Genomic DNA, 12,930 nt, shown 5'->3' with positions numbered 1-12,930 from the left:
CCTTCGCGGGGTGCCGCCCACCGGCGTCTGTGCGTGCCGTGCGTGTCTGACGTGTCGTGCGGGGGTGCTGGTCGGACGGCGGCAGCGGCTCAGTACGCGCTGTCGACGTTGTCGATCGAGCCGTAGCGGTCGGCGGCGTAGTTGGCCGCGGCCACGATGTTGGCGACCGGGTGGTACTGGCTCTTGGGCGTGCCCTTGACGTGGTACGTGTCGAAGGTCGGCTTGATCACCTGGAGCAGGCCGATCGACGGGACGCCGTTCTTGGCGTTGATGTCCCAGTTGTTGATCGCACGCGGGTTGCCGCTGGACTCACGGATGATGTTGCGGTGCAGACCCTCGTACGTGCCGGGGATCTTCTCCTTCTTCATGATGGACAGGGCTTCCTTGATCCATCCGTTCAGGTTGTTGGCGTAGGTGGGCTTGCGGTCGGCGGAGCGGCTGGCCTTGGTCTTCTCGGCAGCGCGCTTCTTCGCCTTCGCAGCGGCTGTTTCCTTGGCGTCGGCCTTGGCCTTCGCCTTCGCCGCCGACTCCTGCTTCGCGTGAATCTCCGCGACGCGGTCGGCGATGGTGTGCTGCTTGGTCAGGCTCTCCTGGACGGATGTGGCCTGGCCGCTGTTGCTCGTGGTGTTCCACGCCACCGGAGCGGTGGACACGGAGCCGGCCACGGCCTTGCCCTCGGCTTCGGCGGACGCGTTGCCCGGGACCAAGGAGAGAGAGACGGCCGCGGCGGCGACGACTGTCACGCCGGCGATCGAGAGCTTGTGGCTCTTGTTCAGACGGTTGCCAGGGGTGCTGGACGCGGTCATACGACATACCTCTTCGAATAGCGGGAGTCGCGGAGGCCGGTCGGCCAGATGCCTTTCTTCGGCGGCGACGGCTGCAATTCTTAGCGGCAGCAAAAACATGTGGCAAAGGTGGGATGTACGACCCGTGATAGTTGAAAGAGGTGCAAAAGAGACACTCCGCTACCCACTCACACCACGTTTATGCCGGTCAATATGTCCACTACATACCTTCGTAAGTGATCTGCGTCCTATGTGCGGCGTCACATTGGCCCGGTGCCGTTCTTACCGGAAGTTGCTGGCGCAACTCGGAGAGTGAGCGGTCTCATCCGGGAGGACGAGGTGGACGTCGCCGAACTCGTGCCAGAGGTAGAGACGGCGTACGGCCTCGGTATAACCGCGCTCCAGCGCCTCTCGTCCGGCGATCGCCTCCAGCATCAGCAGATGCGAGGCCGCCGGCTCGTGCAGCCCGGTCAGTAGCCCGTCGACGACGCGCACCCCGCGCCGCGGCGTGACCACCAGATCCGTCCAGCCCGACGCCGCCCGCACGGTCCCGCCGGGCCCGGCCGCCGACTCCAGCGCCCGTACGGCCGTCGTCCCGACGGCGACGATCCGCCCGCCGCCCGCGGCGGCGGCGTTCACCAGCCGGGCCGTCGTCGCCGGTACCTCGAAGCGCTCCGGGTACGGCGGCTCGTGCGCCTCCGCCGACGCCACCCCCGTGTCCAGCCTGATCGGCGCGAACTGCACCCCCCGGCTCACCAGCTCCGCCACCAGCCGCGCGGTGAACGGCCGGCCCGCGCTCGGCATCTCCGCCGAGCCCGACCCGTCGGGGGAGGGGAGCGCGAAGACCGTCTGGTACGCCGAGAGCGGCTGGTCCCGCTCCGTGTACCCGTAGCGGATGGGCCGGCCGTGCCGGCCCAGCAGCCCCGCCACGTCCCCGCCGGCCACCCGCGCCCACCACAGCCGGGTGCCCGCCGGGTCCAGCGGCTCCTCCAGTACGAGGTGCCCGCCGCCCGGCAGCCGTACGACCGCCCCGGCCGGACCCCCGGCGCGCGCCCGCGTCGCCCCCGTGCGCCCGCCCCCGCCCGTCCCCGGCGTCCGCAGCTCCACCGCCCACCGGCCGTCGTCACCCCGCGTGGAGAAGTGGACGACCAGCCGCTCGCCGCAGAGCCGCCCGTCGACCGCCGCCGCCAGGGTCCGCGAGGTGTTCACCACGAGCACGTCCCCGGCCCGCAGCTGCCCCGCCAGCTCCCGGAAGGCATGGTGGGACACCTCCGTGCCCCGGGAGACCAGCAGCCGTACGTCGTCCCGCCCCGCCCCCCGCTGCTCGGCCGGCACCCGCGCGGAGAGCGCGTCGGGCACCCGCAGCCCCTCCAGCCCCACAGCCGCCCCGGTCATCGGGCGACCCCCAGCAACGACGTGGCCGAATAGCGGCCGCTCGTCGGCCGCTGCCGGAGCAGCCGCAGGAAGCCCGGCACCACGGACCGGGGATCCGGCCGCGTATCACCGTCGTCCGGCACGGCCGCCGCGTACAGATCCGTCTGCATGTCCCCGGGGTCGACCGTCCACACCCGCAGCGCCGGCTCCTCCACGGCGAGCACGGCGGCCAGGTGGTCGAGCGCGGCCTTGGACGCCCCGTACCCGCCCCAGGTCTCGTACGCCTCCGCCGCCGCGTCCGAGCTGACGGCGATCACCGTCCCCGCGCCACCGGCCCGCAGCAGCGGCAGCGCCTCCTGCACCAGCCCGAGCGCCGCCACGACATTCGTCTCCAGCGCGGCGCGCAGCCCGTCGAGCGCCAGCGTGTCCAGCCGTACGAGCGGCTCGGCGCCCAGCGCGCTCGCGTTGCTCACCAGCAGATCGAGCCCGCCCAGCGCGCCCGCCGCCGCGACCAGCTCCGCGCGGTGGACGGGATCGGTCACATCGCCGGGGATCGCCGTCACCCGCGTCCCGTGCGCCCGGATCTCCGTCGCGGCGTCCGCCAGCGCGCCGGGCGTCCTGGCGTCGAGCACCAGGTCCCACCCGTCCCGCGCGAGGGCCCCGCCCAGTGCGCGCCCCAGTCCCTTGGAAGCTCCCGTGATGATCGCTACCGACATGGCGTCCGCTCCTTCTCGCCTCACGTCGGCCCCGGACGTCGCCGAGGCCGTTGTCCTCGACGCCGAGGGCCGTTGTCCTCAACATAGAAAGGACAGGAGCCCCACCGGATCGGCCGCGGGTCCCGCCGCCCCGAGGCACTTGGGCCTAGGCCATTGGCCCTCGGCCACTGCGTCCCAGGTCCGATCCGGCCCGCCCCACCCGCCGGTACGGTGAGGCCATGAGCCATCGACCGAGCTCCGGGCTCGCCGCCGTGAGCACCGCACTCCTCGCGATGAGCAGGCATCTGGAAGTGAGGGACGTCCTCAAGACGATCGTCGCCTCCGCCCGCGAACTGCTCGACGCCGAGTACGCCGCGCTCGGTGTGCCCGACGACCACGGCGGCTTCGCCCAGTTCGTGGTCGACGGCGTCAGCGACGCCCAGTGGAAGGCCATCGGCCCGCTCCCGCGCCAGCACGGCGTCCTCGCGGCGATGCTGCACGACGCGCGCCCCGAGCGGCTCGCCGACGTCAAGAAGGACCCCCGCTTCGGCGGCTGGCCCGCCGCCCACCCCGACATGTCCGACTTCCTCGGCCTGCCCATCCGCGACGGCGACGAGACGATCGGCACGCTCTTCCTCGCCAACAAGCGCTGCCCCAAGCCGGCCGGCCGCTGCGGATTCACCGAGGAGGACGAGGAGCTTCTCGGCATCCTCGCCCAGCACGCGGCGATCGCCCTCACCAACGCCAGGCTGTACGAGCGCAGCCGCGAGCTGACCATCGCCGAGGAACGCTCGCGGCTCGCCCACGAACTCCACGACGCCGTCAGCCAGAAGCTCTTCTCGCTGCGGCTGACCGCCCAGGCCGTCTCCAGCCTCATCGACCGCGACCCGGCACGGGCCAAGGGCGAACTGCAGCAGGTCGCCGACCTCGCCGCCGAGGCCGCCGACGAGCTGCGCGCCGCCGTCGTGGAGCTGCGCCCCGCGGCCCTCGACGAGGACGGCCTGGTGCACACCCTGCGTACCCATATCCAGGTCCTCGACCGCGCGCACTCGGCGCAGGTCACCTTCGACAGCTGCGGGGTACGGGCCCTGCCCGCCGCCCAGGAGGAGGCGATGCTCCGCGTGGCCCAGGAGGCGCTCCACAACGCGCTGCGCCACTCCGGCGCGGACCGGGTCGACGTGACCGTCGCCCGCCGGGGGCAGGGCGCGGTCCTCAGCGTCACCGACAACGGCAAGGGCTTCGAACCGCGAACGGTCCGCAGGGCCGGCCGCCACCTCGGGCTGGTCTCGATGCGGGACAGGTCGAGCGGTGTGGGCGGCAGGCTGACGGTCCAATCGGCGCCCGGACAGGGCACCACGATCGAGATGGAAGTACCCGGTGGCTGACGACAAGAGAATCCGCGTGCTGCTGGTGGACGACCACCAGGTGGTCCGCCGCGGTCTGCGCACCTTCCTGGAGATCCAGGACGACATAGAGGTGGTGGGCGAGGCGTCCGACGGCGACGAGGGCGTGGCCGGCGCGGAGGAGCTGCGCCCGGACGTCGTCCTGATGGACATCAAGATGCCGGGCACCGACGGCATCGAGGCGCTGCGCAAGCTCCGCGAACTCGCCAACCCGGCCAAGGTGCTGATCGTGACGAGCTTCACCGAGCAGCGCACGGTGGTGCCCGCGCTGCGCGCCGGGGCGGCCGGTTACGTGTACAAGGACGTCGACCCCGAGGCGCTGGCCGGCGCCATCCGCTCCGTGCACGCCGGTCATGTCCTGCTCCAGCCGGAGGTGGCGGGCGCCCTGCTGGCCCAGGACGACCCCGGCACCGGACACGGCAGGGGCTCCTCGCTCACCGACCGGGAGCGCGAGGTGCTCACCCTGATCGCGGACGGGCGTTCCAACCGGGAGATCGCCCGCGCGCTCGTCCTCTCGGAGAAGACCGTCAAGACGCATGTCTCGAACATTCTGATGAAGCTGGACCTCGCGGACCGCACGCAGGCCGCGCTGTGGGCCGTACGGCATGGGATCACCGGCTGAACGGCGGGCCGGGGCGGGTCCCGGCCGGTGATACGGAACGTCGTATTCCGATCTGAGATTCATACCGTCGGGTGTATGTCCCCCACACGGCGTATCCCCGAGGGCGTCCGGGCGTTCTCCATGGCGTGCCGCGGATTACCGCCGCGGCCCTTGCGATGGAGGATCCTGAAAATGAACAACCTTAAGAAGGCCGCTGCCCTCACCATGATCGCCGGTGGCCTCGTCGCCGCGGGTTCCGGTGCCGCCTTCGCCACCGGCGGCCCGAACGCCGACGCCACCGGCAAGGCCGTGCACTCGCCCGGCGTCGGCTCCGGCAACCTCGTTCAGGTCCCGGTGCAGATCCCCGTGAACGCGGTCGGCAACACGGTCAACGTGATCGGCGTCCTCAACCCGGCGTTCGCCAACAGCGGCCTCAACGCCTGACACACGCCCTCGCGGACACGCCCCAGGCGCCGCGGCCCCGGTTCCCGTCCTCAGCGACGGGCACCGGGGCCGTGCCACATCTCACACAGCCGCGCCTGCGGACCCGGTCGACCAACCCGGACAGGCCCTAGCGCGGGCCGCGCTCCAGCTCCTCCACATACGCGTTGTACGCGGCCACCTGAGCCCGCCGCGACACCCGCTCCACCGGCCGCAGCGCCTCACCGCGCGCCGCCATCTCCGACGCGCTCACCGCCCCGCCGGGCCCGTGCTCCCGCGCCAGCGCGACCAGCAGCCCCACCCGCTGCGCCAGCTCCAGCACCCGTACGGCCCGAGGCGGATAGCCCGGCGCCAGCACCTCCCGGCCCCGCTCCGCCCGCGCCCGATAGGCGTCCAGCGCGGCCTCCGCCACCGGCCCCGACCCCGCGACATCCAGCCGCGACAGCACGTCCGTCGCGTCCCGCAGCGCCTCCGCCAGCTCCCGCTCCGCCTCCCCGAGCGACGGCACGTCCGCCGGCGGCGCCTCGCGTACCGGCAGACAGTGCCAGACCACCTCCACATGAAGATCGCCCTCGGGCCCCACCGCCGACACCTCGGGCACCAGCCCGTACGGCGCCCCCGAGGCGACCACCGCCTCCTCGGCCTCCAGCGCGCGGGCGTTGAACTCCGGCGGCCCGCTGAGCCCCAGCGGATGACCCGGTGCCGGAAGCGCCACCCGGTACCCGGTCACCCCCAGCGCGCGCAGCCGGCCGAGCGCCAGCGTCAGCCCGACCGGGCCCGCCTCACCCGGCAGCCCCGCCACCCGGTGCACCGCGTCCGGCCCGACGATCGCGAGAGCCGCGTCGTCCGGCGATACGAAACCGGCAAGGAGGGCATTTCCCCAGGCCGCCAACAATCCTGAGCGAGGTTCGGAAAGCATGGCCCCAGCCTAGGGAACGGACCTAAGGAGTTGACCGCCGGACCGGTGGCGTAGGTTTTCCCTGTGGAGCTGCGCCCACAGGCGCATGCCAGATCTCAAGACTGCATGGGGAGACAACGCGCTCATGAGCGATGTACTGGAGCTGGTGGACGTATCCGTGGTCCGCGACGGACGCGCTCTGGTGGACGATGTCTCCTGGTCCGTCAAGGAAGGCGAACGCTGGGTGATTCTCGGCCCCAACGGCGCCGGCAAGACGACCCTGCTCAACCTCGCGTCCAGCTACCTCTTCCCCTCCACCGGCAAGGTGAGGATCCTCGGCGACAAGCTCGGCAAGGTGGACGTCTTCGAACTCCGCCCCCGTATCGGCATGGCGGGCGTCGCCATGGCCGAGAAGCTGCCCAAGCGCCAGACCGTGCTCCAGACGGTCCTCACCGCCGCGTACGGCATGACCGCCACCTGGCACGAGAACTACGACGAGGTCGACGAGCGGCGCGCCCGCGCCTTCCTCGACCGGCTCGGCATGACCGAGTACCTCGACCGCAGGTTCGGCACCCTCTCCGAGGGCGAGCGCAAGCGCACCCTGATCGCCCGCGCGATGATGACCGACCCCGAACTGCTCCTCCTCGACGAGCCCGCCGCCGGTCTCGACCTCGGCGGCCGCGAGGATCTCGTACGCCGCCTCGGCCGGCTCGCCAGGGACCCGTACGCCCCCTCCATGATCATGGTCACCCACCATGTCGAGGAGATCGCCCCCGGCTTCACGCACGTCCTCATGATCCGCCAGGGCAAGGTTCTCGCCGCGGGCCCCATGGAGACCGAGCTGACGTCCCGTAACCTCTCCCTCTGCTTCGGTCTCCCGCTCGTCGTCGAACAGGCCAACGAGCGCTGGTCGGCGCGCGGTTTGCCGCTGCGCTGACCTCGGCCGCCCCGGTGACCCCGACAGCGCCCCCGCGCCGCCGATGACCTGATCGCACCCCCTGTCCGGACCGGACCCGCCGACCTACCATGATGATGTGGAAATCGAAGCATGGGTGTGGTGGCTGATCGCGGCCGTAGGACTGGGAATTCCGCTTGTCCTGACGGCGATGCCCGAATTCGGGATGTTCTCCGCGGGCGCGGTGACCGGTGCCGTCGTCGCCGCGCTGGGCGGCGGAATCGTGGCACAGGTCCTGGTCTTCGTGGCGGTCTCGGTCGCCCTCATCGCCGTCGTACGGCCCCTGGCGGCCAGACAAGGCGCCCGAACTCCCCGACTGGCCACGGGAATCGACGCCCTGAAGGGGCGTCAGGCCGTCGTCCTCGAACGGGTCGACGGCAGCGGCGGCCGGATCAAACTCGCCGGAGAGATCTGGTCGGCACGCACCCTCGACGCCGAACAGACCTTTGAACCGGGGGAGAAGGTCGACGTCGCCGACATCGACGGCGCGACCGCGGTGGTGATGTGAACGCCCCTCCGGGCGCCCGCGCACGCCGAGCGAAGTGAGACAACCAGGCCGAACGCCCCGCACACACAGGCGTGTTCTGCGAAACTCGATCATCTGACAGTCCGCCAGTCCGGCAGCGAAGGGCAGTAGGAACGCGATGCCATCAATCATCATCGTCCTGGTCATCCTGGTGGTGCTTGTATTCATCGCCCTGATCAAGACGATCCAGGTCATCCCGCAGGCGAGCGCCGCCATCGTGGAGCGCTTCGGGCGCTACACCCGCACGCTCAACGCGGGCCTGAACATCGTGGTCCCGTTCATCGACTCGATCCGCAACCGCATCGACCTCCGTGAACAGGTCGTCCCCTTCCCGCCCCAGCCGGTGATCACCCAGGACAACCTGGTCGTCAACATCGACACGGTCATCTACTACCAGGTCACCGACGCCCGCGCCGCGACGTACGAAGTCGCCAGCTACATCCAGGCGATCGAACAGCTCACCGTCACCACACTGCGCAACATCATCGGTGGCATGGACCTGGAGCGGACCCTCACCTCACGCGAGGAGATCAACGCGGCCCTGCGCGGCGTCCTCGACGAAGCCACCGGCAAGTGGGGCATCCGCGTCAACCGCGTCGAACTCAAGGCCATCGAGCCGCCGACCTCCATCCAGGACTCGATGGAGAAGCAGATGCGCGCGGACCGCGACAAGCGCGCCGCGATCCTCACCGCCGAGGGCATTCGCCAATCGGCGATCCTCACCGCCGAGGGCGAGAAGCAGTCCGCGATCCTGCGCGCCGAAGGTGAGGCCAAGGCCGCCGCCCTGCGCGCCGAGGGCGAGGCCCAGGCGATCCGTACGGTCTTCGAGTCCATCCACGCCGGAGACCCCGACCAGAAGCTGCTCGCGTACCAGTACCTCCAGATGCTCCCCAAGATCGCCGAGGGCGACGCCAACAAGCTCTGGATCGTGCCCAGCGAGATCGGCGACGCGCTCAAGGGACTCAGCGGAGCGTTCGACAACCTCGGCGCCGGCGTACCGGGCTTCAACACCGGCAAGGACCGTCGCCAGCAGCCGCCGCTCGACTAGGCGCCAGGCCCCAGGTACTGGGCCCGTCCGCCCGGACAGGGCTTGAGCCGCACGTCACGGTCCCGTACGACGCACCAGACGCCCCACCCGTCGTACGGGAGCCGGCCCACCGTCGGGCATGATCGGTGCCACCACCACCGATCACCGAGGGACGTGTCGCGTGACCTTCTGGGAGATGCTCGCCGTGTTCGTGGCGGGCACCTGCGCCGGCACCATCAACGCCATCGTCGGATCAGGGACGTTGATCACCTTCCCGGTGCTGCTCGCGACCGGCCTGCCACCCGTTACCGCCACCGTCTCCAACGCACTCGGCCTGATACCGGGCGCCGTCAGCGGAGCCATCGGCTACCGCGCGGAACTCGCCGGACAGCGCCACCGCGTCATGCGCCTGGGCACCGCCTCCGTCTGCGGCGGGCTCGGCGGAGCGATCCTGCTCGTCTCACTGCCCTCGACGGCCTTCGAGACGATCGTGCCGATCCTGGTCAGCCTCGCCCTCGTCCTGGTCATCCTCCAGCCCCGGCTCTCCAAGACCGTCCGGCGCCACCGCGAGCGCCGAGGCGTCGCCACCAAGACCGACGGCGGACCGCTCCTCTTCGGCGGCGTCCTGGCCGCCAGCGTCTACGGCGGCTACTTCACGGCCGCCCAGGGGATCATCTACATGTCCCTCATGGGCATGTTGATCGACGAGGAGACGCAGCGCCTCAACGCCGTCAAGAACGTCCTCGCCGCCATCGTGAACACCATCGCCGCGATCTTCTTCCTCTTCGTGGCCGAGTTCGACTGGACGGCCGTCGTGCTCATCGCCGTGGGCTCCGCGATCGGCGGCCAGTTGGGCGCGAAGGTCGGCCGGCGGCTGTCACCCGCGGTGATGCGCGCGACGATCGTGGTCGTCGGTACGGTGGCCGTCGTCCAACTGGTCACGCGCTGACCGATGCCGCGCTGACCGGTGCCGCGCCGACCGGTCCGCACAAGCGAAAGCCCGCCTCCGACGTACGGAGACGGGCTGTCCGGCGACAACAGGGAAGCGCCTCAACGCCTACGCGGCGGTACTGACCCCCGCCAGCCACTGCGGCAGCGCCGACCGCTCACCGGCCCGCAGCGCCAACAGCATCGCGTCGGCCGGCGACGGCACGAACGGCTCGTACAGCAACGGCATTCCCGCCTGCTCCGGCGTCCGGTCGGCCTTGCGGTGATTGTCCTCGGCACACGAGGCGACCGTATTGATCCAGCTGTCCGCACCGCCACGCGACCGCGGCACCACATGGTCCACGGTCGTCGCGCGCCGACCGCAGTACGCGCACCGGTGCTGGTCGCGTATCAGCACTCCACGTCTCGACCACGGCGCCTGTCTTCGGAAGGGCACCCGTACATACCTGCAGAGCCTGATCACCCGGGGCACCGGGAGATCCACCGCGGCCGCGCGCACCCGCAGAGCCGGGTGGGACTGCTCGACGACGGCCTTGTCCTGAAGGACCAGCACCACCGCGCGGTTGAGTGTCACCGTCGACAGCGGCTCGAAGCTCGCATTCAGTACCAGCGTGTCCCGCATCCCGCCCACCTCCCGTGTGCCGCCCCGCCGTACGGCGGGCTGGGATCAACTTTGGCCGGGCGCGCCAAGATGGACAACGCAATATCCGCCGATCCGAGTTCCGGGGACGACCCCAATAACCCCCGCAACGAAAAAATGCCCTGCTCTGATCTCTCCAAGACCAGGGCAGGGCAAACAACAGCTGAACGGTCAGCTCTCCGCGGGAGCCGCGTACTCACCGATCAGTTGCGCACGCGCGAGCGTGTGGAACCGCAGATTGAAGCCGACAAAGGCGGGTGAGGCGTCCGAATCCGGCCCCAGCGTGTCGCTGTCCACCGCGTACACGGTGAACACATAACGGTGCGCGGGATCACCCGCCGGGGGAGCGGCACCCCCGAAGTCCTTCGACCCGTAGTCGTTACGCGCGTGCACGGCGCCCTTCGGCAGCCCCTCGAACGAGCCGGAACCCGCGCCCGTCGGCAGCTCGGTGACCGACGCCGGGATGTCGAACAGCACCCAGTGCCAGAAACCGCTGCCGGTCGGCGCGTCGGGGTCGAAGCACGTCACGGCAAAGCTCTTGGTCTCCGCGGGAAACCCCTCCCACCGCAGGTGCGGTGAGGTGTTCCCCGCCGCGAAGACCTGGGCGTCCTTCAAGACCGCACCGGGCGCGATGTCATCGCTCACCACGGTGAAGGACGGCACCGACGGGTGGAAGTCATGAGGGAGTGGAGCCCTCTTCGCCTCGGTCACTACTGAACCTCCGGATTCGGCTACGCGCCGCCGGGCCTCGCGGGACCCGGCGGCCTTCCGAAGCCGAGACTATGGCCGGACAGACGTCAGGCCCAGTTACGACGTCCGCCGACGTCGGCGATCCACTGGTTGAGGTAGGCGGCCCAGTCGGTTCCCTGGAAGTCGGTGAGACCCACCTTGAACGCGCGGAACGAGTCGCTGCCCTCACTGAAGAGGCCCGGCTTCTTGTCCATCTCCAGGATGACGTCCATCTCGCGGTCGTCGGCGACGAACGTCAGCTCGACCTGGTTCAGCCCGCGGTACCGCTGCGGCGGGACGAACTCGATCTCCTGGTAGAACGGCAGACGCTGACGCGTCCCACGGATGTGTCCACGCTCCATGTCCGCGCTCTTGAAGCGGAAGTCCAGGCTGATGAAGGCGTCCAGGATGGCCTGCTGCGCCGGCAGCGGGTGGACGTTGATCGGGTCCAGGTCGCCGGAGTCCAACGCGCGGGCGATCTCCAGCTCCGTCGTCACACCGATGTTCATGCCGTGCAGCTGCTGACCGGCGATGCTCGTCACCGGCGTCTCCCACGGGATCTCCAGGCCGAAGGGCACGACGTGCACCGCGCCGGCCTTCACCTCGAAGGCACCACCAAGACGCTGCTTGACGAACTCCAGGTCCTGCTTGACCTCCTGGTCACCGCCCTCGACCTCGACGCGCGCCTGGAGACCGACGGAGAGCCCCTCGATCTGCTGGTCGACCGACCCGCCCTGAATGCGCACCTCGCCCTGGACGACTCCGCCCGGCACGACGTTCTGCTCGGTCAGCTCGGTCTCGACGGACGCACCGCCGGCGCCCATGCTCGCGAGCAGCCTCTTGAAGCCCATAGTCACTCCTCCTAGATCCTGACCTCTACATACGCGTCACGACCGCGGGCGGTTCCCCCGCTACGCTCGGACGACATGATCGAGCGCCCCGACCGTACGCCGCTGCCCCGCGACTTCTTCAACCGGCCCGTGCTGGAAGTCGCCCCGGACCTGCTGGGCCGAACTCTCCTGCGCCGCACGGCGCAAGGAACGATAGAACTCCGCCTCACGGAGGTGGAGGCGTACGCCGGCGACATCGACCCCGGCTCCCACGCCTTCCGCGGCCGTACGCCCCGCAACGACGTGATGTTCGGCCCGCCCGGCCACGCGTACGTCTACTTCACGTACGGGATGTGGCACTGCCTCAACCTGGTGTGCGGCCCGGTGGGCCGGGCGAGCGGTGTACTGCTGCGCGCCGGCGAGGTCCTGGAGGGGGCGGAGCAGGTACGGAAACGACGCCTCTCGGCCCGCAACGACAAGGAACTGGCCAAAGGCCCCGCCCGGTTGGCCACCGGCCTGTCCGTCGACCGCGCCCTGAACGGCACGGACGTCTGCTCCGACGACGACGCGCCCCTGTCGATACTCACGGGCACACCACCTCCAACTGACCAGGTACGCAACGGCCCCCGCACGGGAGTGGGCGGCGACGGCGCCCCGCACCCCTGGCGCTACTGGATCGACGGCGACCCCACGGTGAGCCCGTACCGGGCACACACTCCCCGCCGCCGGGCAACTTGACGCGCCGGGTCGGGGGCCCTAATGTAGTCCGAGCCGCTTTGAACGGGTCTTGCTCTTCAGCAGCCCGGAGCGGCCACCCACTACCTACGATGTGACCCTGACGGGTTCTATTTCGGCATGCCGAAATTCGAACTTCTCGGCTCGATTATGAGTCGCCCGGGGAATCGGTTAACGTAGTGGACACGCCGAAAGGGAAACGCGAAAGCGGATAACTGAAAGCGGCCCCCGTCGACTGGGAATCAGGTGCCGAAAGGTTCTGATAGAGTCGGAAACGCAGGACAGCAAGAACCGAAGGGAAGCCCGGAGGAAAGCCCGAGAGGGTGAGTACAAAGGAAGCGTC

Annotated in this window: 15 protein-coding genes; 8 read left to right on the top strand and 7 right to left on the bottom strand. The window is 70.1% G+C overall.

Annotated elements, in window-relative coordinates; all coding sequences use genetic code 11:
* Positions 1-89: 89 nt before the first annotated feature.
* From ACFUN8_RS34465 to ACFUN8_RS34455, 3 genes are all read right to left on the bottom strand, one after another.
* A complete protein-coding gene (locus tag ACFUN8_RS34465; RefSeq protein WP_383646575.1) occupies positions 90-806 on the bottom strand; it encodes a transglycosylase SLT domain-containing protein in 717 nt (238 codons plus the stop codon).
* Positions 807-1,067: 261 nt separating this feature from the next.
* Complete coding sequence (locus ACFUN8_RS34460; protein WP_383646572.1) at positions 1,068-2,180, bottom strand: S-adenosylmethionine:tRNA ribosyltransferase-isomerase; 1,113 nt, start codon at positions 2,178-2,180, stop codon at positions 1,068-1,070.
* On the bottom strand, positions 2,177-2,875 hold the full coding sequence (locus tag ACFUN8_RS34455; RefSeq protein WP_383646570.1) for an SDR family NAD(P)-dependent oxidoreductase: 699 nt from the start codon (positions 2,873-2,875) through the stop codon (positions 2,177-2,179). The genes ACFUN8_RS34460 and ACFUN8_RS34455 overlap by 4 nt, the downstream gene beginning before the upstream one ends.
* Before the next feature lie 218 nt (positions 2,876-3,093).
* On the opposite strand from ACFUN8_RS34455, the gene ACFUN8_RS34450 reads away from it, so the two are divergent.
* The 3 genes from ACFUN8_RS34450 to ACFUN8_RS34440 all read left to right on the top strand — a co-directional run bounded on the left by ACFUN8_RS34450 (position 3,094) and on the right by ACFUN8_RS34440 (position 5,302).
* Entirely contained in the window at positions 3,094-4,239 is a 1,146-nt protein-coding gene (locus ACFUN8_RS34450; RefSeq protein ID WP_383646567.1) for a GAF domain-containing sensor histidine kinase, read from the top strand.
* On the top strand, positions 4,232-4,879 hold the full coding sequence (locus ACFUN8_RS34445) for a response regulator (RefSeq protein WP_382572555.1): 648 nt from the start codon (positions 4,232-4,234) through the stop codon (positions 4,877-4,879). Before ACFUN8_RS34450 ends, ACFUN8_RS34445 begins: the two co-directional genes overlap by 8 nt.
* Positions 4,880-5,050: 171 nt before the next feature.
* Entirely contained in the window at positions 5,051-5,302 is a 252-nt protein-coding gene (locus ACFUN8_RS34440; protein WP_383646564.1) for a chaplin, read from the top strand.
* Between the two features lie 127 nt (positions 5,303-5,429).
* Here ACFUN8_RS34440 and ACFUN8_RS34435 read toward each other — a convergent pair whose 3' ends face one another.
* On the bottom strand, positions 5,430-6,218 hold the full coding sequence (locus tag ACFUN8_RS34435) for a hypothetical protein (RefSeq protein WP_383646562.1): 789 nt from the start codon (positions 6,216-6,218) through the stop codon (positions 5,430-5,432).
* A 124-nt stretch (positions 6,219-6,342) separates the two neighbouring features.
* Here ACFUN8_RS34435 and ACFUN8_RS34430 point away from each other — a divergent pair, with 124 nt between their 5' ends.
* The 4 genes from ACFUN8_RS34430 to ACFUN8_RS34415 all read left to right on the top strand — a co-directional run bounded on the left by ACFUN8_RS34430 (position 6,343) and on the right by ACFUN8_RS34415 (position 9,654).
* Positions 6,343-7,134, top strand: coding sequence for an ABC transporter ATP-binding protein (locus ACFUN8_RS34430; RefSeq protein WP_383646559.1), 792 nt, complete (start codon positions 6,343-6,345; stop codon positions 7,132-7,134).
* Positions 7,135-7,231: 97 nt separating this feature from the next.
* Positions 7,232-7,660, top strand: coding sequence for an NfeD family protein (locus tag ACFUN8_RS34425; RefSeq protein ID WP_383646556.1), 429 nt, complete (start codon positions 7,232-7,234; stop codon positions 7,658-7,660).
* Positions 7,661-7,796: 136 nt separating this feature from the next.
* Complete coding sequence (locus ACFUN8_RS34420) at positions 7,797-8,726, top strand: SPFH domain-containing protein (protein WP_023542647.1); 930 nt, start codon at positions 7,797-7,799, stop codon at positions 8,724-8,726.
* A 160-nt stretch (positions 8,727-8,886) separates the two neighbouring features.
* Positions 8,887-9,654: a sulfite exporter TauE/SafE family protein gene (locus ACFUN8_RS34415; RefSeq protein ID WP_383646553.1), complete on the top strand. Its 768-nt coding sequence runs from the start codon at positions 8,887-8,889 to the stop codon at positions 9,652-9,654.
* Between the two features lie 108 nt (positions 9,655-9,762).
* On the opposite strand, the gene ACFUN8_RS34410 is transcribed toward ACFUN8_RS34415, so the two are convergent.
* The 3 genes from ACFUN8_RS34410 to ACFUN8_RS34400 form a co-directional block, all read right to left on the bottom strand.
* Positions 9,763-10,275 carry an HNH endonuclease gene (locus ACFUN8_RS34410; protein WP_383646551.1) on the bottom strand — a complete coding sequence of 171 codons (513 nt, stop codon included), beginning with the start codon at positions 10,273-10,275 and terminating at the stop codon, positions 9,763-9,765.
* Positions 10,276-10,464: 189 nt separating this feature from the next.
* Positions 10,465-11,004, bottom strand: coding sequence for a YbhB/YbcL family Raf kinase inhibitor-like protein (locus tag ACFUN8_RS34405; RefSeq protein ID WP_383646548.1), 540 nt, complete (start codon positions 11,002-11,004; stop codon positions 10,465-10,467).
* Positions 11,005-11,090: 86 nt separating this feature from the next.
* Entirely contained in the window at positions 11,091-11,873 is a 783-nt protein-coding gene (locus ACFUN8_RS34400) for a sporulation protein (RefSeq protein WP_383646546.1), read from the bottom strand.
* A gap of 75 nt (positions 11,874-11,948) precedes the next feature.
* Between ACFUN8_RS34400 and ACFUN8_RS34395 the strand changes: the two genes are divergently transcribed.
* Positions 11,949-12,590 carry a DNA-3-methyladenine glycosylase gene (locus ACFUN8_RS34395; RefSeq protein ID WP_383646544.1) on the top strand — a complete coding sequence of 214 codons (642 nt, stop codon included), beginning with the start codon at positions 11,949-11,951 and terminating at the stop codon, positions 12,588-12,590.
* Positions 12,591-12,930 lie beyond the last annotated feature (340 nt).

Source organism: Streptomyces sp. NPDC057307 (assembly GCF_042667665.1).
In the GTDB taxonomy this organism is placed as follows: Bacteria; Actinomycetota; Actinomycetes; order Streptomycetales; family Streptomycetaceae; genus Streptomyces.
This window is presented reverse-complemented; position numbering and strand designations above follow the sequence as displayed.

Coding starts and splice junctions, on each gene's coding strand:
- ACFUN8_RS34465 (WP_383646575.1), bottom strand. CDS start 806: ATGACCGCGTCCAGCACCCCTGGCAACCGTCTGAACAAGAGCCACAAG.
- ACFUN8_RS34460 (WP_383646572.1), bottom strand. CDS start 2,180: ATGACCGGGGCGGCTGTGGGGCTGGAGGGGCTGCGGGTGCCCGACGCG.
- ACFUN8_RS34455 (WP_383646570.1), bottom strand. CDS start 2,875: ATGTCGGTAGCGATCATCACGGGAGCTTCCAAGGGACTGGGGCGCGCA.
- ACFUN8_RS34450 (WP_383646567.1), top strand. CDS start 3,094: ATGAGCCATCGACCGAGCTCCGGGCTCGCCGCCGTGAGCACCGCACTC.
- ACFUN8_RS34440 (WP_383646564.1), top strand. CDS start 5,051: ATGAACAACCTTAAGAAGGCCGCTGCCCTCACCATGATCGCCGGTGGC.
- ACFUN8_RS34435 (WP_383646562.1), bottom strand. CDS start 6,218: ATGCTTTCCGAACCTCGCTCAGGATTGTTGGCGGCCTGGGGAAATGCC.
- ACFUN8_RS34430 (WP_383646559.1), top strand. CDS start 6,343: ATGAGCGATGTACTGGAGCTGGTGGACGTATCCGTGGTCCGCGACGGA.
- ACFUN8_RS34420 (WP_023542647.1), top strand. CDS start 7,797: ATGCCATCAATCATCATCGTCCTGGTCATCCTGGTGGTGCTTGTATTC.
- ACFUN8_RS34410 (WP_383646551.1), bottom strand. CDS start 10,275: ATGCGGGACACGCTGGTACTGAATGCGAGCTTCGAGCCGCTGTCGACG.
- ACFUN8_RS34400 (WP_383646546.1), bottom strand. CDS start 11,873: ATGGGCTTCAAGAGGCTGCTCGCGAGCATGGGCGCCGGCGGTGCGTCC.
- ACFUN8_RS34395 (WP_383646544.1), top strand. CDS start 11,949: ATGATCGAGCGCCCCGACCGTACGCCGCTGCCCCGCGACTTCTTCAAC.